Here is a 20018-nt window from a genome sequence, read left to right on the forward strand (position 1 = left end):
CTTTTGCTACGTTTGCCACATTTGCTTCGTTTGCTACTTTTGCTACGTTTGCCACATTTGCTTCGTTTGCTACTTTTGCTACGTTTGCCACATTTTTCTTTTTTGCTTTAGCCTTGCCACCTCTACTGCCGGCTGCAGCACGGACAGAACTCAAAGAACCGGAAGATTCTTTTTCGTTGTCAATCAACGGCTTGATCAACGTATAAAAATAATCACCGATACGTTCGTAGCCGGAAAACGAAGCAACCCCGGTGGATTGATACGTTGCAACCGCAGTACCTAAAACACCTTTTTCTTCCGCCGAGAAATTATCTGATAAAAAAATCATTTTCACTAATTCTTTTGACTTTAACATAATAGCACCACCATAAGAAACCTGAAGTGGGGATAAGCACTTGGAAAAAATAACAAAATATGGTATAATTATTTTGTAAAGGTTATGCGTACCCCCACGGTACGATGTGCTCTGAAGTTACCGGAAATAACTTCAGAGCATTTTTTCATCAACTCGCAAGGAGCTTTGATGAAAAAATAACACCGCTCATGTCTAAAACCGAGATGCATATTTCAGCATCAACGCTTTCTGCTTTTCCGTAAATTCCACATCATACTGCTTACTTGTATCCTTCGAAATTCTGTTACGGTACGCATACGTAAGAACTGCTTCTCCGTTTTGGTTAAAGTGAAAGATTACACAAGTGCCTTCTGCTTCGTATTTGTAACTTTTCGCAAATACGGCATTCGGAGCGTAATGAACTTTTGCTCCGTACACAGAACTTTTGCTGTCGCCTACTGTCCGTTTTATCTGTTCTTGTGCAGTTTTCACAACATCAAGCAACCTTTCATAATCCAAAATTCTCCGCCTTGCCCTTCCGTTCACTGCAGATAAAACTTTATCGATTTTTTCTTTATTCTTATCAACAATTTTAATTAACATGTTTTTCATCCTTTCATAAAATAATAATGTGATACAGATTCCAAATCTGTTTGGTCACTGTAATGCATTTGCAGTATCTACTAAAATCACGATACAATGAAACAATCCCAGTATTAAGTTATTCAATTACAATCATATACATCACCCGCCTTTTCAAACCTTCGTCGAAATAACCATTATCCCAAATCACTTCAGTGGCCCAATACGCTTACCGTATTAAACTATGAAGTAACTCCATACCTGATATCACAACCCAAAAAACACCTGTCCAATTGCTTGCACGCCTCAAAAACCGAATAACCCCCAGCCGCAGGGTCCAATACAACGTCCCCGTCAGCAGTAGTAGCTGCTATCAACCTTCTTTGTAATTCAACCGGTTTACTGTGGGGGTGGTTCTTAACGACTTTTTCTGCCCATACATCAGGAATGCTGTGGTCACGCCAACATGCTTTTGCTTTTACGGGTGACTTTTGCAAAACAACAAGATATTCTGATTTATGTCTCGCATGGTATCCCATACCGAGCTTCCCCTTGTCCCAAACAATCATATCCACTACATTTAAATTTGTATCGCTAAACCATTTATAAATATCCTGAATCAAATGATATTTATCGACCCAAAAGAAAAGATGTCCACTCTTTTTCAAGACACGATTTATCTCTGTTATAAAGGATCTAATAATATTATCATCCATCTGTTCTAAAGAGCATCTTTCCCTGCCCCTGCTCTTTCCCTCGTTGCCGTAGTGCAGTTTATCCAACACACCACGGTATTGCGGGTCGAAAAATGCAGTAGCTATTGTTCCATCTTTAATTTCGGACAGCAAATTTCTGCCATCTGTCAAATTTTTCGCGTTGAAGTTATATATATCAGATTTTAATACATCCATCATTAGCATTCTCCTTAATGAAAACTTCTTACAGTGATATCCACTTGTAATAATACAACCATCATGTTATAATAAATCAACATAATCTATGTGTACTTCCGTGGTACACCATGCTCTGATGTTGCGGCCAACAACATCAGAGCATTTTCTTTTTTTAATTTAAGACGCGGGGGCCAAGCTGTTCGTTAACAGGGTCCGGACAGCTTCCAAGAAATTTTCCACTACACAAAACCTTCTATTATCCAATACATACAGCAGGTTTCTGTCAGGGTCGCCTTTTGCAGCTCCAATTGAATCCATATACGCAAAAAGTTCTTCCTGGAAGTCTGCAAAAGAAAAATTTAACATACAATAAGCATCTTCACCCACCACACGAATATACACACGGTTATATTCAGGGGAACTTTGATACTCCTGGAACAGAGGCATTTGTTCATCGTATTCCCACGATTTTATTCGTATCGCGCCGGCGCCCATCTTATACAAATATTTTTTTGTAAATCTTTTTGCAAAACCACTTTTCAACAATTTCTTACGCCATTTTTTTGTATAGCCATTTACCATTTTCTAAGCTCCTTTTCCGTATCGTCATACGATACTTAAACAAATTCTTTAAGCCTGACTGTTTTCTTTAGCGGATAATGAGTCCACGAAGGTGTTTATTCTTTTAAAAAACTCTACTAGTTGCCAGTGATTCATTTTGCAAACTTTTTTAATTGTTCGTTCAACGTCGATATATTGCGCAAACCCGTTCGACCTGTTCCGAAAAGCGTCTTTAACAAGACCGGGAATATCATCCACGCTAAAGTACGGAAAGCTTTTGGCCATAAGCACCACCAGCGTGATAAAGTTCATTTCAATTTCCGAGAACTGCGGCAGGTTATTCCGTTTGTAATAACCTTGAGGCTTTCCGAATTCATTGATATACTCGTCTTCGTTGAGATACCGTTCGGTCCATTTTTTCGCAGCATCCGGGGTCATGGGAATAATGGATTCTCTAATAATCTGCCCGCCGAATTCTTCTGCTACGTTAGTCACAGGAACACCCGCACTTCTGTTATACAGGAAATATTCACCGTCTCTGTCCCGATAAAGTGTGGTACAAATGTGCTGGACGCCATCGTCGAAATCGAACCTATATGTTCCTACACGATGTGCTGTTTCTGTGTTGTACAATTTTTCGTTCACGATTTTCTTCATAAGGTATTTCTCCTTTCGCCTTTGCGGCATATAAATATTTTTCTGGATATCACCATCGCAACATCCATTCCAACGCCTGCACGTGCCAGGCGCTGGGTGAACACTGTGAATTATTCCCCAGATTCGCCAAATTCTTCAATGAACCTATCTGCGTCAAGATGTTCTGCCGCCCATTCTTTTGCTTCATCGGCATCCATGGGCAGAATAGTTTTCCCGCCGGCCCAATCGTTAAGACCGGTATCCAGAGCGTAGCTTGAAGTCGGTTCCCCTTCGCCGTACAAGAAATACATGCCATTCCTTTTCTGGTAAAGTTCTTCGCGCCAGTACTGGAAATCACTAGAACAAGAATACCCGTCTGACCCTACAAATATTGCATTTACTGTGTTGAACATTCTTCCGTTCACGATTTCTTTCATAACAAATCGTTCCTTTCACCTTTGCGAATAAAAATATTTTTCTGGATATTGCCATCGCAACGTCCATTCCAACGCCTGCACGCGCCAGGCGTTGAGTGAACACTGTGAACTATTCCCCGGATCTGCAAAATTTCGGAATGACCCGTCAGCCTCTTTTTTCGAGTTCCAATTATGTAAAAATATCTTTGTCGAGCTGCTGCCACATTTGTTCACTCCTTTACTTTTAAAATTACATTTGAGTTTTTAATAACTCATATTATAGATTTCTCCTAGCGTTATTGTAACTAATTATATCAGATTAAGTCAATACTTTTAACTTTTTCTTTTTTTAAAAAAATCTTATAACAATAACTAATGTATCAATATCAACGACTATTTTGTATTCGTTTTTTTTGCTTAAATTTACTCAAAATCCGCCGATTTGTTTATTTCAGACGGACATTTTATCCATAATTTAAGTATAAATTCGCAAAAACATCGCCAATTCTCATTTTAAAAATCATCGATTTTTTAGAAATCGTTTTTAAGGCCCTTATTAGCCTCATAGAAGCGCCGACATGTCCGGGGTATTCCACATATGCGTCGACCACTTTGAATGCATTGTAGGGCATTTTAAAGCGTTTCTTTTGTTTTCGGTTTGTTATTTTAGCCGATTCTTGTTTTTAAATATTGGTTTATCTTGTTTTTTTCTATAATGTTTCTATTTTTTATTGCTATTTTCAATTTTATTTTGTTGTTATTGCCAAAAGGAACAACAATACTATCTTCTCCCTGAACGCTAACAAAAAATCAGCACCTGGTCATATTTAATGACTAGGCGCTGCGTTTTAAAAACCAGGATAACTTAATAGCTTCCCCTATTCTGTTAAAAACTGTAAATACCCTTGTTTTTTTCTACGATGTGAGATATAATAGAATAAAAATATCATACTTTTCAGTTTTACATTTAAAATTTTTTGAAACTCATGCTACTGGTTCGTTTCACTTCAAGTATATTTTTTTAATCGATTATATCAATATGTTTTTTTATAGGAGAAGATTATGGAAAATGTCTTATCACAATTATCTCAACGTCTATATACTCTTCGGACCAGTTACCACCTACCAGTATCCGAAGAAGAGTGGATATGTGGCGCCAGTCGATCTGCTTTAAATAATTGGGAAAGAGGATTGCGTATCCCTTCCGCTGATGGCCTTTATCAAATCTCAACTTCTTTCGGTGTTTCGATCGATTGGCTTTTTGGAGTATCGCAGATTCCATATACACATGATTCAGTGTTCCTCGCGGAGTCTATCCACAAACCATACGAAGTCATTAAAGACTTAAATCAAAACGGTTCAATGTATCTGCGTATTGATACGTCTTCCAAAGATTATTTTGACAATTCTAAACGCGATTTATATGACCTGGCTGCACGAGCCAATATCTTAGTTTTTGCACTATATATCCAAGGCTATAACGATTTTTTCGCAGAGCACAACTTAAGAAAGGCTACTGAACAACAGATAATGCGTTTGGATATCGTGAAAAATGGACTATATTTTGCCTTGAAAACAAAGTATCCGTATATAAATATTCTGGAAGACTTGTAATAAGCCTAACAAACAAGAATATCGATATTGTACTAAGGCTTCTGGTCCGGTGACAGTGTGGTCTATCACCTTTCCTCTAATTTAATTATGGAAAACTAGTATCGTAGTCTTGTATCCGCAAACTCGTACGTCAGACCGCAATCGCTATGCCTCTGGTTTTTCCTTTTTCCTTGCGGCAAATATCGCTCCTATCGTATCCGCAGCCTTGCGGTCCATCTCTTCCAGCACATGTGCATAAGTCTTCATGGTAAATGCAACACCATTACCAGAATGTCCCAGCCTTTTGCTCACAGTTTTAGCATCCACTCCTGATGCCAATAACTGGGTGGCATGTGTATGGCGTAGGGAATGGAAAGTTATACTTTTAGGGAGCCCGGCAGCGCTGACCATCACATCGAAATACCTGCAACGAAAATTGGTGTAGTCGACCGGTTGACCAAAACTATTCGTATATATCAAGCCGTGTTCATTAAAGAACCAATCACCTACTGCTGCAGAGTAACGTAATTGATAATCATGCCAAGACCGCAATAATTGCATATTATCCTTATCCAAACTGATAGTACGGGCGCTACTTCTGGTCTTGGGACTTACCAGCTTACCGCCTTGCAGGTTGTGTCTGATATTGATGGTATTGTTAACATAGTCCTCGCACCCCCAGGTCAGGCCGAAGATTTCACCCCGGCGCATGCCTGTTGCACATGCAAGGCAAATGACAAAATACCACTGGCGGATCAAATACATAATGCCAAGGTCTCTCTTCCATATTTTGATTTCTTTATCTGACTTATTGGCTTTATTCTCCGTCTCTTTAATTCTCTTCTTCACTTTATCCAACGTCGTATAATACTCGCCACTCTCCGCAACCGCCATCAGACGGTACATCTCATCTCTAGTCAAATAACTTATTTCTTTCTTGTCATTCTGTGCCAGCGGCTTCGTTTTCTTTACTACGTTCAGACTCAGAACACCATTATCTATAGCTGAGTCCAATGCAGATATCAAAGTAGCCCTGACGCTGCGCACTGTAGTTGTAGATAGTTGTTCCCCGGTCCGTTTCGCCCCATGTTCTTTCAATTTCAGAAAATACGATTGAAAGTCGATTGCAGTTAAATCGGACAACATCTTTGACCGAATATCGTCGTCAAGGTACCGCAGCATGTATGTGTAGTAAGAAAGAGTCGAACCCTTTACAGTCCCCGGAAGAATCTTTTTCAGCCAGCAATCACACCATTGGCCTAAAATAAAAGATATTTCATTTTCCGAGACCGATTCTTCCAGCGCCTTCGAATCATTCGCATTTTCATTGTCCGTGACCGATTTTTCCAGTGCCTTCAAATCATTTGCATTCTCATTGCCCGAGACCGACTTTTCCAGTGCTTGCGCAACCTTCTCTTTCAGTTCACCCAGAGTACGTGCCCGTATAGGTCTACGCTTACGGTTCCCCTCAATGTCACGGATGTAAACAACTTTGACATAATAGCTGTATTTTCCGTTTTTTTCTTTGTAATCAAAAACACCATTCTTTTTCGGACGAGCCATTTTAATATTTCCTCCCCAGGTCAGGAAGACGGTGCAACCTTTTTATTCTTTCCGTTACAGACGCACGGAGCATCAACATATGCCCGTGCCCAGTTGCCATCAATAGCAATACGCCCGCCGATCGAGCGCACAGGGATTTCGCCCTTGTCAATCATGCGGTAAATCTGCTGTACTGTTATATAACCGCCCAAAGCCTCGTGCAAATCACGAACCGAATAAAATTTCTTTTTCAAAACTTTTTCATCTTTTAACATTGTTTTTTCCTCCTGTCTGCATTATAATGTTATTAATAAACACATTTGTAAATATAAACGACCTCAACGAGGTTTTTACGCACGCAATTGAATCTTTTAATACTACAATTGCGTTTCTAGTTAGATTGTAATAAAAAATAATGTATCATGTCAATAGGGTCACGAAGGTAAAAAATTTATGAAAAGATTGTCTGATTTCGTAAAAGAAATAATTCCTGTAAGGCTGGCCGCTGTAAGAAATGCTTACGGGATCCCACTCAAAGAAGTATCCTGGTTATGCGAGGATACCAGCATATCAGCCCTTACCGCGTGGGAATCCGGATCCAGAACGCCTGCAGTAGATGGCCTATTTGACTTTGCTGTCAGCTTTGGTGTTTCACCGAATTGGTTATATGGCGCCAGCAAATCTCCCTATGATCCTGAATTTTTGCTATATGCAGAATCAACAAAGGGAGTTTACGAGTCTTTTCTTTCCAGATTTATTGATACCCATATGTTTATCTATAGGGCCCGAGAAGATGAACTCATCGCCAGAGCTCATGCATATGACTCTGTGGATACACGCGTTTCTACGTTTTCACTCGAGGCAAGAGCTAATCTATTGGTGTTGATTCCCTATTGGTATAAATTGGGAAAAGAAACACTCGCAAATCCCGACATAAAAAAACAACTCCGCTATAAAATGGCGGAGCGTTTGAACAAATGCGAGAGGTCGATTTCAATGATACTACTTACCGGCGAAGCATCATGTATCATTGCCACGGAAGAGTGCATGGATTCACAAGCCCAAATCAACGTATAGGCGGTCGCGTTTCATACCTCCATCAGCAAATCACTGCCATATTGCTACAGGCAGCAAATTCATCAAAAACAAAAAAACTGCACCAATATCATTGCTATGATACGGGTGCAGTTTTTGTTTAGCTGTATTACCCCACATTCCACGGGGCAAAAGAAATTACCGATAACAAAGAACGCCTGTTTTTATGCAAAATCAAAGCCCAGCCAAAATGAGAACATCATTAACTTAAGAAATTCAGAGAAAAAAATAGACTCTGCTTATTCTATATAGTAGCTTGGTTTTTTTGTCCACTTAATTTGTATTTGGCCGTGAGAGATTAATTCCCAACTCGGCCCATGTTTTCGCCTCAAAATTGTAATTTTTGTCGTTAGCATCTCTCATCGTGTTTACTATTTTAATTAATGATTTAACAGACTCTGGGTTCCTTTCAGCAACTAATATACCTTTATTAGGGATAATTCCATCGAACACAAGTCCATCCCAATACATTCGGAGTTGATAAACATCTTTGCTGGTTGTGGTTTCCTTTTTACCTTCATAAATGGTAACCCCATAAGAGGTTTTTTCATATAAATCTATCCTAACTCTATCTTTGTTTTCTCCCGTACTTTTAAAAACTTGCATTTCAGTCGTTATTAATTTGTTCGGATCAGGATTAAACAGCTCCTTGTTTTTTCGCAATTCTTCAAACAAATCAGTTTCATGATCGGCCAGGGACAAATCCTTTTTTGGTTCAGGCATATTTGATTTTACCCAGGAATAGAGTTTCTCAAGTTTGGGGTCCCCTTCGCGCAATCCATTTTTAGATGTACGGGTTTTCGGCAGATAATCTTTGTTTTGGGACTTGAGATTGAGTACAACAAGAAGATAATTGTAAGAATTGTGTTTTTCAATACCCCAAATTTCCTTAAAAAGATTATAACAGAGAACTCTACCGTTAATACGGATTTCAACTCCAGATGATGACATATTTTTCATATAATATTTTCTGGTTGTGGAATTATCAAATTCTTTCCTTAATGATTTTTCGTTAATACGTCCAAATTTATACTCAATATCAACTTTCCCAGAGCCTAAATCCACTTGTTCCATGCCTGATCCAGGTTTAATAAAATCTGCCCAGTCTGGTTCAACAGCACCCACAACCTTTCTCTCTTTTATCCCGTCACTATTTTCAATACTCATTGTGATGCTTGCGCCACCAGATGCAATAACTCCAGCATATATGAATCCGATATCTTCGCAAAGGATATCAGCCATTGTTCGGAACGAGGTTACACCTCCTCGAATTCCTCTTGCTGTGGTTTTGAACATTTCCCAACTACAAGTAAACCTAACCAAAGTGCCAGAACCACTAAGTTGGCCAGGCCAGGCTTCATTTGCGCAAACAAGTGCCTGGAAGTCATGGATTTTATAAGGAGCTGAAATCTTTTTGAAAGAGTTATTATCATAATCTTCATCTGTTCTTGTATATACTTCCCATGAGGAGTTCTCGGGATTTGCAGAAGCTAACGCATGTTTTAAACCAAAACCATGTTCATTAAGAGGGGATTCTCCTGCGTTCGTATTTCCCAAAGTAAATGCTTCATCAAGTTTTTTTATTCCAGTGCCTGAATCTTCTATCGAAATTTCAACCTGATTAGTTGATTGTAATTCTTTTAAACTAACAATAAGATTTCTGTTAACTGAAGGATTTGCGGCAAAATTTGAAATGCTATTGTCAAGGAATTCGTTAATTATTTGCCCGAGATTGTCAAAATGCCCACCAATCCCAGCCCATAATTCTTCTGCACTTGGCTGATTATTAATTGTTATAATATTCATAATCACATCTCCTAATAAATACTTATACAATCCTAAAAATCTATAAAATAATATTAAACTATTAGTTCGACGTTTAACAGGTAAAACCTTTTTTTCATAGTTTGTCGCTGTATATTCTATTCATTTAAAAGTTTTAAGTTTGTTTCTCATTATCTGGATAAAAAGTTGCAACAGGCATCATATGCGCAATACAGTCACCTTTGCAAATTTTAACCGTTCCCTTGTCATATAAATTGTTCTAATCTGATACTATTGATCTGTCAATTCGTCTATACTCATGAACCTTTTGCGGATTCATTTTTTCGTTGTAAGTGTTTTGCAAAAAGATTTTTTACCTTTTCCCTGGAATAAGTTACTTAATGACATTAGCCAAAATGATTGGTTGGGCTTTTATCATTTAAAAAACACCATTATCGTATCCAGGCTCACAGGTGCGAACCCGTTAGCATCTACACCCACGTCATAACGGTTGATTCCAGCCTGCTTCTGCTGGTAATTATATATAGCTTTATTATGTTGATGCCCATGCAGATGAATAGCTCCCTTATAATAATCCGCCCATTCTTCTACCGGGTAATGAAATAATACAAATTTCTGGCTGTTCCAGACCGGTTCATGATAGTCCTTCACCCACCGGAACACCCACGAATACTGCTGCCATGCCTCGTTATCAGCAAACCGGTCGTGGTTGCCACGTATCAGATACTTTACGCCTTTCAATTGAGAAAGCATGGCAAAGGCTTTCTCCGGGCCTTCCATGGTAACGTCACCCAGGATATACACCTCATCGTCAGGGGCAACAATGTTGTTCCAGTTAGCAATTAACTTTTCGTTCATCATATCAACGTTTTTGAAAGGTCTATTACAATGACGAATGATTTTTTCGTGATAAAAATGTAAATCCGAAGTAAAAAAAATCATTTTCTAACACCAGACTCTATCTATACTTCACGCTTGCATCTATGAAAATTACGCAGAAAATCTGCATCTTCTTTACTGATTTCTCTGCTCTGCAAAGGTTCGTCTATACCAAGATACTTCTCCCGCAGATATTCCGCTACATCTTTATCTATCAGTCCATCCCAGTATGCACCATTAATCGAGCCATAGATTTCATCTTGCAAACAATCCATGTGCCAGCATTTTTCTCCTGTTTCTTGTTCTTTCCTTATCGCTTCTATATACGCATCTATATCATGCTTTAAAAATGCGGGCAACGTATTTTCATCTATCTTATTCATTTCCTCAATTTCATACATTTGTTTCACCGCTTATCTAATATCTTTAAAAGGAGGCTTAGATTTGTCTTCTGAAAGTTAGTCTTATACTTCGTCCCCATCGTCATCAAGGTACTCTTGATCATCAACTCCCAAGAACTCCAATAAATCATCGAAATTATAGGGAAATGAGTTGCTGCCATAAATATGGACAGGTTTCCTGTTTCCCTCATACTCGATGTCGATGCTCCACTGTGTGCCGTCCAGCATCGGACTTGCATAATTTTTCTTCCATTCACCAATATGTAATTCGGCAAGTCCTTCCAAAAAATTCTCCTTGGTAACCGGCTCATAGACCGGAAAATCAAAAGGTTTCTGACGAAAGCTGTGGCGCAAATCAAGAAGTACTTTTTCTCCAACAATCGTATAACTACGAGTCTCATAACCATTGAAGAAGCCGCCGTATTCAAATTCAAATTTCTTCATCAACCTGAGTGATTCATTAAACTCTTGACCCTTCATCTCTGCCTTCGTCGGCTTGTACTCTCCGCCAACTTCCGCATAAGCAATCTTCGCTCGTTCCAAATACTCCCTATTAACTTTGATTTGCGTCAGCGGGCTGGGCTCGCACATTTTTTCCGAAAGCACATCGTTACTTTCAGCGATTTTTATGAGTCTTTTGATTTCTCGTTTTAAAGATTGAATCTCCCGAAAAAGTTCTCCTGCGCTCTTTCCTTTCAGATTATCTTCGTAATATGTTTCAGGGCTGATCATCATAGTCTACACTTCCTCTCTATTTCAGGTTTTATAATGTTATCCTTCACGTTGTCTTCTGCATCAGAGGCTCCGTTGTTTCCGTTGTTTCTATTTTATCACATTTTGCTGTCCAAAAGTTTCCCCCCACAGCGACAAATTTCAAAACCCTGCCAGCCCAGCTGTGAAGCGGGTTGCAGGGATTCGCTATTTTTGTCGTGTAAAATTTTACATCTTTGTTTATTTTATACTCAATGCCTAATCAATAAAAGTCCTTCACAGCTCGGCGTTCCTGCTTCCAATGCAGGGGCTGCCATGAAGGACTTTTTTTAGGTACTTCTCCCGGTCGTTTCCGGGTTATTGACCCGGGCGTAAAGGAGCAAGCACCTATTGAAGCAGATGCCACGATGCGCAATGTACCCCGCCGGCCCAACGTCCGAAACGACTCTGCCAGATTATTATAGAACAAATAACAGAAGAAATCAAGCAACCGTTACTATTCATTCATCTTCCTGTACTCCGGCATCTGTGATAAACCTTTCACCGCAGCAACCGTCAGCGCGTGACCCTGGTCGTTCAAATTTCGGAAATCGGTGATGAGTTCCTTTTCCATCACCATGGCTGACTCATCAACCAGCGGCGGAAAAAAATCAGAAACGCTTGCACCCGTAATTTTCGCTATCATATATAATTGCTGCATGGTAGGCTCCCTGTCGCCTTTTTCCCATGATGCCTCAGTATTGTGAGCTGCATCTACCTTTTCTGCCAGCTCTGCCTGCGTCCAATGCATCTTTTTTCTGTATTCTTTAATCTTGGCACCTATATAGGCCCTTACATTTATAATTTCCATCTTTTTTCTCCTTAACCATTAAAAGGTTTTTGCGGTTCTACTCTTCCCTATCGTTTCATTTTTATTATTAGTCAATATTTTAATTTTTTTCAATAAAAACAACGTTAAACATCTTAAAACACGGCATTTTAGTTAAAGCCAGCATTTGTGCGGATTTAAGTACTATAAAAATCATTTGCTACAAAAATGCTACAAAAAACATTGTTTAGAACAATAAGAGCTAAAAAAAAGCAGCCACACAGGTTCTGAAACCCGCATGGCTGTTGGCTTTTGATGTGGTGGAGACGAGGGGGATCGAACCCCTGACCTCTTGAATGCCATTCAAGCGCTCTCCCAGCTGAGCTACGCCCCCAAAAGCTTTACAAACGATATTATACGGAAAAAAGCATCCTTTGTCAATAGCATTCTCACCAAATCGAAGGTTTCATTCTGTGATACAACGTTTCATACTTTGTTCCGGCAATACCTTTCCATTCCGCGTCGATAAAACGCTGATCAGACGTCTTGACTTTTTTGTTCTTCCTGTCTGCCTGGTAAGCACGGATAATCCTGTATTTCCCGGTTCCGTAATCCATAACTACCGCTTCATAAAAATAGGAATGCGTCACGCCCTTCTGATTGGGAATAAAGGTCACGAACCAAAGGCCGATTTGTTTATCTCCTTCATGATGTACTTCCATGTGATTATAAAAGTCCTGAACTTCTATTGAGTTTTCCACCCGTGTCTGCACCGGTGTCCATGTTTTCTTTTTCAGCTTGCTTTTTTCCGCAAAGCATACGCCTGTAAACAGCAGTGTAAAAATAAGTGAAAGCGTTAGTATTTTTTTCATGTCAATTTCCTCCTGCAGTTTAATTTTACAATATTTCCCGGGAAATTGCATCACCTTACACCATAATATTTTTTTAGAGGCTGCATTTACAGATATCTGCCCGATAGTATAGAATATAATTGAGAGATTTACAAAATCTTTTGACGACAAGTTTTTTTATAAACAATAGATAGTATGTGTTTAATTTCTTTTTTACAGAAGTCTTGTTGTTATTCTGTACTAAGTTTTTTCATATTTAATTTTACATAAACTGTAAGCGAGGAGGAAACAATCATGGCTAATTTTTGCGAAAACTGCGGTTCGCCCTTAAAGAGCGAAAATAAATTCTGCCCGAATTGCGGAGCTCCGGTAAAGCAAACTGAACCGGCAGTACCGGCAACCCCCGTTACACCCAGTTCACTGCCGGAAGATGCTGCGGTGAATACATCTCCGGCAAATGCCCCGACCGGTAATCCTTCCACAACATCTGCAGTTTCCGACACTTCTTCCGCAGTAACCGGTGCTGCCGGTGCCGCAACAGCTGCAACGTTGGGAGCAATTCATCCGGACCCGGTTCCTGAAAAACCGCAGGATGCTTTCGTCCCTCCCCGGGAGCAGACACCCCCAGACCCTCAGCCTTTTCATGAAGAAGCGTCAAAAGACAACGGGCCTTCGCATTCTTCTCTGCGGCAGGAAGCTGAACAGGCCTTTCCACATACTGATTACATCCACAAAGAAGAATTTTCCCGGGGCGGAACAGGTCCCAAATACGAACCGGACAAAGACCTCCAGTCCATGTTCCTGCGTTACGACAACCGCCTGAACCGCAAGCGTTACTTCTTCCGCGGCCTCGCACTTGGAGCAGCCGCTTCAATCATTACAAATTTAATTACCATGGTCGCCGTTTCAATGAACAGCAGTGCAATCGCCATGCTGGGAACCATTATTTCGATTGCTGCCGTAATCCCCAGTTTCATGCTTATAATCCGGCGTCTGCACGATTTGAACCGCCCTGCCTGGTGGTGCATCGGTGTGTTCGTGCCGTTAGTAAATCTTGTTTTGGGAATCTACCTTCTGTTCTTCAAAGGAACGGACGGCCCCAACGATTACGGCCCCGACCCGCTGGAAGTACCGGGTGGTTTGCTCTAGTTATTACACAGTAAGCATAAGAAGTTTCTTCTTTACTTAACCACTGAAACAATAGCGGAGAATGATTCATATGGAATACCGGTTCAAAGATTTCAGCGTCCTGCAAAATAATAGCTTAACAAAGGCAAACCAATATGTACGATTTGATAAAGCCGTGGCCGCAGATGCAATTCGTTTTCACAAAACCCTGCCCGGTTACGCGCCTGCCCCGTTGGTTGCGTTGCAGGAACAAGCCGCTGCCTGTAGAATTAAAGGTATTTACTGCAAAGACGAGTCACACCGTTTTGGCCTTAATGCTTTTAAAGGACTAGGCGGAAGTTATGCCATGTTCCGCATCCTCTGCGAAAAGCTGGGGCTGGATTACAAAAACATTGATTACCGTTACTTTCAGAAAGAAGAAGTCCGGAAGCAATGCGCCAAAATCCATTTTGTCACAGCCACGGACGGCAATCACGGCAAGGGTGTTTCCTGGGCCGCAAAGCTGTTTGGCTGCAACGCCACTGTATTTATGCCAAAAGGTTCTGTGGAAGCACGGCGCGTTGCCATCGAAGAAGCGGGCAATGCTACTGCGCAGATTACGGAATTTAATTATGATCAGGCTGTGGAACATTCCTGGGAACTGGCGCTTAAAAATGGCTGGATACTGATTCAGGATACCGCCTGGGACGGATACGAACAATATCCGGAATGGATTATCGACGGTTATCTGACATTGGCATCAGAAACCGTAGAACAGTTGGGACTAATTATTCCGACCCACGTTTTTCTGCAGGCAGGTGTCGGAGCCATGGCGGGTGGCGTTTTGGAGTTTTTTCATTCATGCTATCGTGAAACTCCTCCCATTGTCACTGTCGTTGAACCTGTGGAAGCCGCCTGCATCTATCAATCTGTGAAAGCCGGTGACGGACAGATTCACACCTTAGAAGGAAATCCTTCAACCATTATGGCCGGTCTGAACTGTGGTACGCCCTGCCGGGTAACCTGGCCCGCTATCCGTGACAAAGCAGCTTTCTTCTGCGCCTGTGATGATACCATTACAGAAGAAGGTATGCGTGCCTACGCGAACCCGGTTGGCAATGACAAAGCAATCGTCGCCGGAGAATCCGGGGCTGTGACCTACGGTCTCGTCAACCGGATCCTGCAGGATGAAACGCTTCGTAACCTGTTTAATATCAACGCAGATTCGGTAATCCTGCTTATTAATACCGAAGGCGACACCGATCCGGAAGGCTATCAGAGAATTGTGTATGGAATCCCTCATATAAAACAGAATTAATTATTTTGAACGCTAGAAAAACCTGATGTTCAGCATCAGGTTTTTTCTTTGGAAACAATAATATTAGTTTGTCAGAAAAAAGACTGAAGCAAAACTAAGTGAACATTTTTGCGAAGCCTTTTTCCTAAAATCAAATATTACTTCACGAGTTCATACCCTGCATCGGTAATCGCCTTTTCGAATTCCGCCACCGGAATGTCGCGGTCAGCCTTCACCGTAGCGGTTTTAGCTTCCAGACTTACATCTACCGAAGTTACGCCCTCCAGTTTCGCCAACGCGTTTGTCACATGTTTCTGGCAATGTGCACAGGTCATTCCTTCCACTTTTAATACTTTTTCCATAGTTGAACCTCCTGTAATACTTATATTTTTATTATCTTTACCGGCATTCACCGGTACCATACCCAGACTTTTCAGCTGCACAATTCCGGTTTCCGTTGCTGCTTTGCTCTTCACCGCCACAGTCGGCTTAAATCCTTTCAACCGCAACGCGTTAGTTACCACCGAAACGGAACTCAGGCTCATAGCCGCAGCCCCGAACATGGGATTGAGATGGATGCCCCAGTGCACCAGCGCGCCCGCTGCCACCGGAATACAGACCACATTATAGAAGAAAGCCCAGAATAGATCTTCTTTTATTTTTTTGATGACATCTTTACTGAGACGAACCGCATCTACCGCATCCAGCAAATCGCTTTTCATCAGTACGATATCCGCGCTTTCAATGGCCACGTCCGTACCGGCGCCGATTGCAATGCCCACATCCGCCCGCGCCAGAGCCGGCGAGTCGTTTATACCGTCCCCGATCATGGCTACTTTATGGCCTTCCGCCTGCAGGTCCGCGATCACTTTTTCTTTTCCTTCCGGCAGCACGCCGGCAATGACCCGTGGAATATCCATCCGTTTCTGAATCGCTTCCGCCGTCCGCTGGTTGTCACCGGTCAACATCACTACGTTAATTCCCAGTTTTTTAAATTCCGAGATAGCCTGCCGGCTGGTAGCCTTTTCCCTGTCCGCCACGGAAACAATACCCAGCAATTCTTTATCTTTTGCAAACAACAACGGAGTTTTGCCTTCATCCGCCAGTTTATCCAACTGGACGGCAACGGACGTAACGTCAATACCTGCCTCTTCCATCAGCTTATCATTGCCCGCGTAAAACTTGCTTCCGTTTTGTTCCGCCTGCACGCCTTTGCCGAAGAGTGTAACAAAATTATCCATCTTCGGAACTGCAATCTGCTTTTCCGTTGTATATTCCATCACGGCGCCTGCCAGGGGATGACTACTGCCATGCTCCAGCCCTGCCGCTGCAGAAAGCAGCGATGCAAAATCCGGATTCGTTTCATCGGCGGCACCGCGAAGCAGAATTACATCGGTGACCCGGGGCCTGCCTTCCGTAATTGTGCCCGTCTTATCCAATACTACAGTATCTAAGTTATGGGCTGTTTCCAACGCTTCCCCGGATTTGATCAGGATCCCATTTTCCGCGCCTTTGCCGGTTCCCACCATAATGGCCACCGGAGTAGCCAGGCCCAGCGCGCAGGGGCAACTGATGACCAGCACACTGATGGCACAGCTGAAAGCGAATTCAAAAGTCTCGCCCCACAGCAGCCAGAAAATACAGGTTGCCAGTGCGATGAGCATTACCACCGGTACAAACACACCGGCTATTTTATCCGCCATGCGGGCAATGGGAGCCTTGCTGCTGCTGGCTTCGTCCACCAGCCGGATAATCTGGCTGATCGTGCTGTCTTCCCCTACCCGTTGGGCTGTAAAATGAATAAACCCGGTTTTGTTGATGGTAGCGCTGATGACTTTATCTCCCGGCTGTTTTTCCACCGGGATGCTCTCCCCGGTAATGGCCGCTTCATCCACGCTGGTAGTGCCGCTGATAATCACCCCGTCTGCCGGAATGCTTTCACCGGGGCGTACCACGATTTCATCGCCTTCCACCAGTTCTTCCGCCGGAATGACGACTTCCGCGCCGTCCCGGATGACCGCAGCCTGTTTCGGTGCCAGGTCCATCAGTTTTTCAATGGCGCTGGAGGTGCGGCCTTTGGAACGGGCTTCCAGCCATTTGCCGAAGGTAATCAGGGTGACGATCATACCTGCCGATTCAAAATACAGATTCATGCGGTACAGATCCACCAGCGCCACATCGCCGTGGCCCAGGCCCCATCCGATACGGTAGATGGCAAAAATACCGTAAAGCAACGCCGCGCCGGAACCTACCGCCACCAGCGTATCCATATTAGGACCGCCCATGGCCAGGCTCTTAAATCCGCTGATAAAAAACTTTTTATTGATAATCAGAATGGGCAATACCAGGATGAATTCCGTAAAAGCCAGCCAGATTGCATTGTTGGTTCCGTAAAAATAATTCTGCAAAATGTCCGGAACCGCAAAACCGAAAAATTTCGCAAACATGGGCGTCATGGAAAGAATCAGCACCGGAATTAAAAATACCAGCGACCACATAAGCCGGTGATGCATTTCCGCAATAGCTTCTCTCGATGCTTTCACCGCCGGATTTTCTTTCGGTTTTTTTGCTTTTGCAGAAGAAGAACCGGCTGCTTTGCCGCTGCCTGCCGATTCCTTACTGCTGCCGGCCCCTGCGCTGGCGGTTGAACCTGACTCTGTTTTACCGTTGCGGCCCGTTTCCACCCGTTCGGCGCCGTAGCCGGCATCCACTACAGCCTGAACAATGTTCTCTTCATTTAATTTCGTTTCGTCATATTCCACCTGCATGGAATTGGTCAGCAGGTTCACGCTGGCTTTTCCTATTCCGTCCAGCTTATTTACCGCTTTTTCCACGCGGCTGGAGCAGGCGCTGCAGGTCATACCTGTGACGATGTATTTTTCTTTCTTCATAACTGCCTTTCTGCCTGCAACGCCTTGGTTGCAACCATATCTTTTGTTACGTTGTAACTCGGTTTCCCTTTATGCAGACAAACACCTGCCTGCAGATTCTTCTTACTTCATCAGCTTCTGCACCAATGTTACCAGCTCATCCACTACTTCATCCTTACCGTTACGGATATCATCCACCACACAGCCGTGGATATGCTGGGCCAGCAATTCTTTGTTGAAAGCGTTCAGTGCGCTCTGGATTGCGCTGACCTGAATGAGGATATCGACACAGTAACGATCCTCTTCCACCATCTTTTCGATGCCACGGACCTGGCCTTCGATCAGCTTCAGGCGGCGGATCATGCTTTTGTATTCTTTGCTGTTAACATCCCGGTATTTGTGTTTCACACAATCACAGCAGGAAGACCCGGACATGGTCTCTCCTGCATGGGAGTTTGCAGTTGCAGCACAACAAGAATTCTCCTCTTTTGCCATTATTTCTTCTTTTGCCATTTTCAAACCTTCTTCTTTCACACAAAAGGGGGGAAGAACTGCAGGCCTTCTCCCTGCCTGCAGTTCCATCATTCCGGCAGCAGCCGGTGAGAGTCCGGCCACTGTTTATCAGAATCCTTCTCCTATACCCCCATAGGGTATTTACCTGGACAAAAATAATATACCCCACAGGGGTATATTTGTCAAGAGAAAACTCTTTTATTTTTATAAAATGCCAATTGTTGCAATACGACCGGCAGGCAAATACTTTTACTGCCGCATTAAGAAATTATAAAGAGCGCCAAGCATGCCCGCATCATTTTGCAACGCGGCAAACCGCAGCGTCAGTTTTCCATACACCAACGGGAACAGCTTTTCCCGCAACGCTATATCCAGCAACGGATACAGATATGCTTCCTGTGCGGCAATGCCGCCGCCTACGATGATCCGTTCCGGATTTAGAATATAACAAATATTGGCGATGCCAGTCGCAAGGTCATCCATCTGTCTGGCAATGGCAGCCGCAGCTTCTTCGTCTCCGCTCTGTGCCAGGGCAAAAATTTTTCTGCCATCCAGCGCAGTTTCCGGAATTCCTTTTGCCGCTGCTACGTTACGGATCAGCGCCCGGGTGGACGCCATCTCCTCCCATGTGCATTCCGGTGTAATATGCTGCAGTCCCGCTTCCCCGCCGAAGCAGGCCGCGCCGTGGATCACCCGGCCGTCCAGCAGGGCACAGCCGCCGATTCCGGTTCCGACAGTAATACAGAACAGCGATTTCGCCCCTTGTCCGGCGCCCAGCCAGTATTCTCCCAGCGCCGCGGCGTTTACATCGTTCTCCACCGTACAGGGCAGACCGCAGCGTATTTCCAGCCGTTCTCCCAACGCCGTACCCGGATAACCCGGAAAATACTTCGGCGCATATAAAATCAAACCTTTTTCCGGATCGACCACGCCTGCAGTGGAAACCGCAATCCCACGCAAACTGTATTCCTGCCGGTATTGTTCCGTGACGGAAGCCAGACTATCCACCAGCCCATCCACACCTTTTTGGGTAATTACATTGGGAATTTCGTTTTTTTGCAACAGCGCGCCATTTTCTCCGGCCACGCCAAATTTTACGGAAGTTCCGCCAATATCAAAACACATGTAATGTTTCATGCTTATC

At 42.9% G+C, this 20018-nt stretch carries 21 protein-coding genes and 1 tRNA gene; 4 read left to right on the forward strand and 18 right to left on the reverse strand.

Features of this window, described 5'->3' with window-relative positions; all coding sequences use genetic code 11:
- From BM159_RS11995 to BM159_RS09745, 6 genes are all read right to left on the reverse strand, one after another.
- Nucleotides 1-355: hypothetical protein (locus BM159_RS11995; protein ID WP_177205998.1), on the reverse strand; the 355-nt coding region annotated here is incomplete at its 3' end.
- A gap of 192 nt (nucleotides 356-547) precedes the next feature.
- Nucleotides 548-937: a hypothetical protein gene (locus tag BM159_RS09725; protein ID WP_093914045.1), complete on the reverse strand. Its 390-nt coding sequence runs from the start codon at nucleotides 935-937 to the stop codon at nucleotides 548-550.
- A gap of 221 nt (nucleotides 938-1158) precedes the next feature.
- Nucleotides 1159-1830 carry a DNA-methyltransferase gene (locus tag BM159_RS09730; RefSeq protein ID WP_218149573.1) on the reverse strand — a complete coding sequence of 224 codons (672 nt, stop codon included), beginning with the start codon at nucleotides 1828-1830 and terminating at the stop codon, nucleotides 1159-1161.
- 156 nt (nucleotides 1831-1986) lie between these two features.
- Nucleotides 1987-2391 (reverse strand): hypothetical protein, encoded by a 405-nt coding sequence (locus tag BM159_RS09735; RefSeq protein WP_093914047.1) that lies wholly within the window; start codon nucleotides 2389-2391, stop codon nucleotides 1987-1989.
- Between the two features lie 48 nt (nucleotides 2392-2439).
- Entirely contained in the window at nucleotides 2440-3027 is a 588-nt protein-coding gene (locus BM159_RS09740) for a hypothetical protein (protein ID WP_093914048.1), read from the reverse strand.
- 110 nt (nucleotides 3028-3137) lie between these two features.
- The gene (locus BM159_RS09745) at nucleotides 3138-3443 is read right to left on the reverse strand and encodes a hypothetical protein (protein WP_093914049.1); all 306 of its coding nucleotides are present in this window, start codon (nucleotides 3441-3443) and stop codon (nucleotides 3138-3140) included.
- A 1041-nt stretch (nucleotides 3444-4484) separates the two neighbouring features.
- Here BM159_RS09745 and BM159_RS09750 point away from each other — a divergent pair.
- Complete coding sequence (locus BM159_RS09750; protein WP_093914050.1) at nucleotides 4485-5036, forward strand: helix-turn-helix domain-containing protein; 552 nt, start codon at nucleotides 4485-4487, stop codon at nucleotides 5034-5036.
- Nucleotides 5037-5180: 144 nt separating this feature from the next.
- On the opposite strand, the gene BM159_RS09755 is transcribed toward BM159_RS09750, so the two are convergent.
- Both BM159_RS09755 and BM159_RS09760 read right to left on the reverse strand, forming a co-directional pair.
- A complete protein-coding gene (locus tag BM159_RS09755; protein ID WP_093914051.1) occupies nucleotides 5181-6578 on the reverse strand; it encodes a tyrosine-type recombinase/integrase in 1398 nt (465 codons plus the stop codon).
- Nucleotides 6579-6598: 20 nt separating this feature from the next.
- Nucleotides 6599-6832, reverse strand: coding sequence for a MerR family transcriptional regulator (locus BM159_RS09760; protein ID WP_093914052.1), 234 nt, complete (start codon nucleotides 6830-6832; stop codon nucleotides 6599-6601).
- A 178-nt stretch (nucleotides 6833-7010) separates the two neighbouring features.
- On the opposite strand from BM159_RS09760, the gene BM159_RS09765 reads away from it, so the two are divergent.
- Nucleotides 7011-7634, forward strand: a complete 624-nt coding sequence (locus BM159_RS09765) for a helix-turn-helix domain-containing protein (protein WP_093914053.1) — start codon at nucleotides 7011-7013, stop codon at nucleotides 7632-7634.
- A gap of 291 nt (nucleotides 7635-7925) precedes the next feature.
- Here the strand turns inward: BM159_RS09765 and BM159_RS09770 are convergent, their stop codons facing one another.
- The 7 genes from BM159_RS09770 to BM159_RS09800 all read right to left on the reverse strand — a co-directional run bounded on the left by BM159_RS09770 (nucleotide 7926) and on the right by BM159_RS09800 (nucleotide 13108).
- On the reverse strand, nucleotides 7926-9458 hold the full coding sequence (locus BM159_RS09770) for an ATP-binding protein (protein ID WP_093914054.1): 1533 nt from the start codon (nucleotides 9456-9458) through the stop codon (nucleotides 7926-7928).
- Nucleotides 9459-9851: 393 nt separating this feature from the next.
- Nucleotides 9852-10379, reverse strand: coding sequence for a metallophosphoesterase (locus BM159_RS09775; RefSeq protein WP_093914055.1), 528 nt, complete (start codon nucleotides 10377-10379; stop codon nucleotides 9852-9854).
- A gap of 20 nt (nucleotides 10380-10399) precedes the next feature.
- Entirely contained in the window at nucleotides 10400-10699 is a 300-nt protein-coding gene (locus BM159_RS09780) for a hypothetical protein (protein ID WP_177205999.1), read from the reverse strand.
- Between the two features lie 81 nt (nucleotides 10700-10780).
- Nucleotides 10781-11452 carry a hypothetical protein gene (locus tag BM159_RS12000; protein WP_177206000.1) on the reverse strand — a complete coding sequence of 224 codons (672 nt, stop codon included), beginning with the start codon at nucleotides 11450-11452 and terminating at the stop codon, nucleotides 10781-10783.
- 472 nt (nucleotides 11453-11924) lie between these two features.
- The gene (locus BM159_RS09790; RefSeq protein ID WP_093914057.1) at nucleotides 11925-12278 is read right to left on the reverse strand and encodes a helix-turn-helix transcriptional regulator; all 354 of its coding nucleotides are present in this window, start codon (nucleotides 12276-12278) and stop codon (nucleotides 11925-11927) included.
- Nucleotides 12279-12554: 276 nt separating this feature from the next.
- Nucleotides 12555-12630: transfer RNA gene (locus BM159_RS09795), tRNA-Ala, on the reverse strand.
- Nucleotides 12631-12685: 55 nt separating this feature from the next.
- Nucleotides 12686-13108: a hypothetical protein gene (locus BM159_RS09800; protein WP_093914058.1), complete on the reverse strand. Its 423-nt coding sequence runs from the start codon at nucleotides 13106-13108 to the stop codon at nucleotides 12686-12688.
- A gap of 273 nt (nucleotides 13109-13381) precedes the next feature.
- Between BM159_RS09800 and BM159_RS09805 the strand changes: the two genes are divergently transcribed.
- Both BM159_RS09805 and BM159_RS09810 read left to right on the forward strand, forming a co-directional pair.
- The gene (locus BM159_RS09805) at nucleotides 13382-14236 is read left to right on the forward strand and encodes a DUF805 domain-containing protein (RefSeq protein WP_093914077.1); all 855 of its coding nucleotides are present in this window, start codon (nucleotides 13382-13384) and stop codon (nucleotides 14234-14236) included.
- Between the two features lie 70 nt (nucleotides 14237-14306).
- Nucleotides 14307-15512 (forward strand): diaminopropionate ammonia-lyase, encoded by a 1206-nt coding sequence (locus tag BM159_RS09810; RefSeq protein WP_177206001.1) that lies wholly within the window; start codon nucleotides 14307-14309, stop codon nucleotides 15510-15512.
- Nucleotides 15513-15649: 137 nt separating this feature from the next.
- Here the strand turns inward: BM159_RS09810 and BM159_RS09815 are convergent, their stop codons facing one another.
- From BM159_RS09815 to BM159_RS09825, 3 genes are all read right to left on the reverse strand, one after another.
- Entirely contained in the window at nucleotides 15650-18382 is a 2733-nt protein-coding gene (locus tag BM159_RS09815; RefSeq protein WP_093914060.1) for a heavy metal translocating P-type ATPase, read from the reverse strand.
- 102 nt (nucleotides 18383-18484) lie between these two features.
- Complete coding sequence (locus BM159_RS12195) at nucleotides 18485-18796, reverse strand: metal-sensing transcriptional repressor (protein WP_093914078.1); 312 nt, start codon at nucleotides 18794-18796, stop codon at nucleotides 18485-18487.
- 327 nt (nucleotides 18797-19123) lie between these two features.
- Nucleotides 19124-20011 (reverse strand): ROK family protein, encoded by an 888-nt coding sequence (locus BM159_RS09825; RefSeq protein ID WP_093914061.1) that lies wholly within the window; start codon nucleotides 20009-20011, stop codon nucleotides 19124-19126.
- Between the last annotated feature and the right edge of the window lie 7 nt (nucleotides 20012-20018).

The organism is Succiniclasticum ruminis DSM 9236 (genome assembly GCF_900112895.1).
Classification (GTDB): domain Bacteria; phylum Bacillota; class Negativicutes; order Acidaminococcales; family Acidaminococcaceae; genus Succiniclasticum; species Succiniclasticum ruminis.

What these genes read in the sequence shown, in the direction of transcription:
- BM159_RS09725 (WP_093914045.1), bottom strand. Translation starts at nt 937, where the DNA reads ATGTTAATTAAAATTGTTGATAAGAATAAAGAAAAAATCGATAAAGTT.
- BM159_RS09730 (WP_218149573.1), bottom strand. Translation starts at nt 1,830, where the DNA reads ATGATGGATGTATTAAAATCTGATATATATAACTTCAACGCGAAAAAT.
- BM159_RS09735 (WP_093914047.1), bottom strand. Translation starts at nt 2,391, where the DNA reads ATGGTAAATGGCTATACAAAAAAATGGCGTAAGAAATTGTTGAAAAGT.
- BM159_RS09740 (WP_093914048.1), bottom strand. Translation starts at nt 3,027, where the DNA reads ATGAAGAAAATCGTGAACGAAAAATTGTACAACACAGAAACAGCACAT.
- BM159_RS09745 (WP_093914049.1), bottom strand. Translation starts at nt 3,443, where the DNA reads ATGAAAGAAATCGTGAACGGAAGAATGTTCAACACAGTAAATGCAATA.
- BM159_RS09750 (WP_093914050.1), top strand. Translation starts at nt 4,485, where the DNA reads ATGGAAAATGTCTTATCACAATTATCTCAACGTCTATATACTCTTCGG.
- BM159_RS09755 (WP_093914051.1), bottom strand. Translation starts at nt 6,578, where the DNA reads ATGGCTCGTCCGAAAAAGAATGGTGTTTTTGATTACAAAGAAAAAAAC.
- BM159_RS09760 (WP_093914052.1), bottom strand. Translation starts at nt 6,832, where the DNA reads ATGTTAAAAGATGAAAAAGTTTTGAAAAAGAAATTTTATTCGGTTCGT.
- BM159_RS09765 (WP_093914053.1), top strand. Translation starts at nt 7,011, where the DNA reads ATGAAAAGATTGTCTGATTTCGTAAAAGAAATAATTCCTGTAAGGCTG.
- BM159_RS09770 (WP_093914054.1), bottom strand. Translation starts at nt 9,458, where the DNA reads ATGAATATTATAACAATTAATAATCAGCCAAGTGCAGAAGAATTATGG.
- BM159_RS09775 (WP_093914055.1), bottom strand. Translation starts at nt 10,379, where the DNA reads ATGATTTTTTTTACTTCGGATTTACATTTTTATCACGAAAAAATCATT.
- BM159_RS09780 (WP_177205999.1), bottom strand. Translation starts at nt 10,699, where the DNA reads ATGAATAAGATAGATGAAAATACGTTGCCCGCATTTTTAAAGCATGAT.
- BM159_RS12000 (WP_177206000.1), bottom strand. Translation starts at nt 11,452, where the DNA reads ATGATGATCAGCCCTGAAACATATTACGAAGATAATCTGAAAGGAAAG.
- BM159_RS09790 (WP_093914057.1), bottom strand. Translation starts at nt 12,278, where the DNA reads ATGGAAATTATAAATGTAAGGGCCTATATAGGTGCCAAGATTAAAGAA.
- BM159_RS09800 (WP_093914058.1), bottom strand. Translation starts at nt 13,108, where the DNA reads ATGAAAAAAATACTAACGCTTTCACTTATTTTTACACTGCTGTTTACA.
- BM159_RS09805 (WP_093914077.1), top strand. Translation starts at nt 13,382, where the DNA reads ATGGCTAATTTTTGCGAAAACTGCGGTTCGCCCTTAAAGAGCGAAAAT.
- BM159_RS09810 (WP_177206001.1), top strand. Translation starts at nt 14,307, where the DNA reads ATGGAATACCGGTTCAAAGATTTCAGCGTCCTGCAAAATAATAGCTTA.
- BM159_RS09815 (WP_093914060.1), bottom strand. Translation starts at nt 18,382, where the DNA reads ATGAAGAAAGAAAAATACATCGTCACAGGTATGACCTGCAGCGCCTGC.
- BM159_RS12195 (WP_093914078.1), bottom strand. Translation starts at nt 18,796, where the DNA reads ATGTCCGGGTCTTCCTGCTGTGATTGTGTGAAACACAAATACCGGGAT.
- BM159_RS09825 (WP_093914061.1), bottom strand. Translation starts at nt 20,011, where the DNA reads ATGAAACATTACATGTGTTTTGATATTGGCGGAACTTCCGTAAAATTT.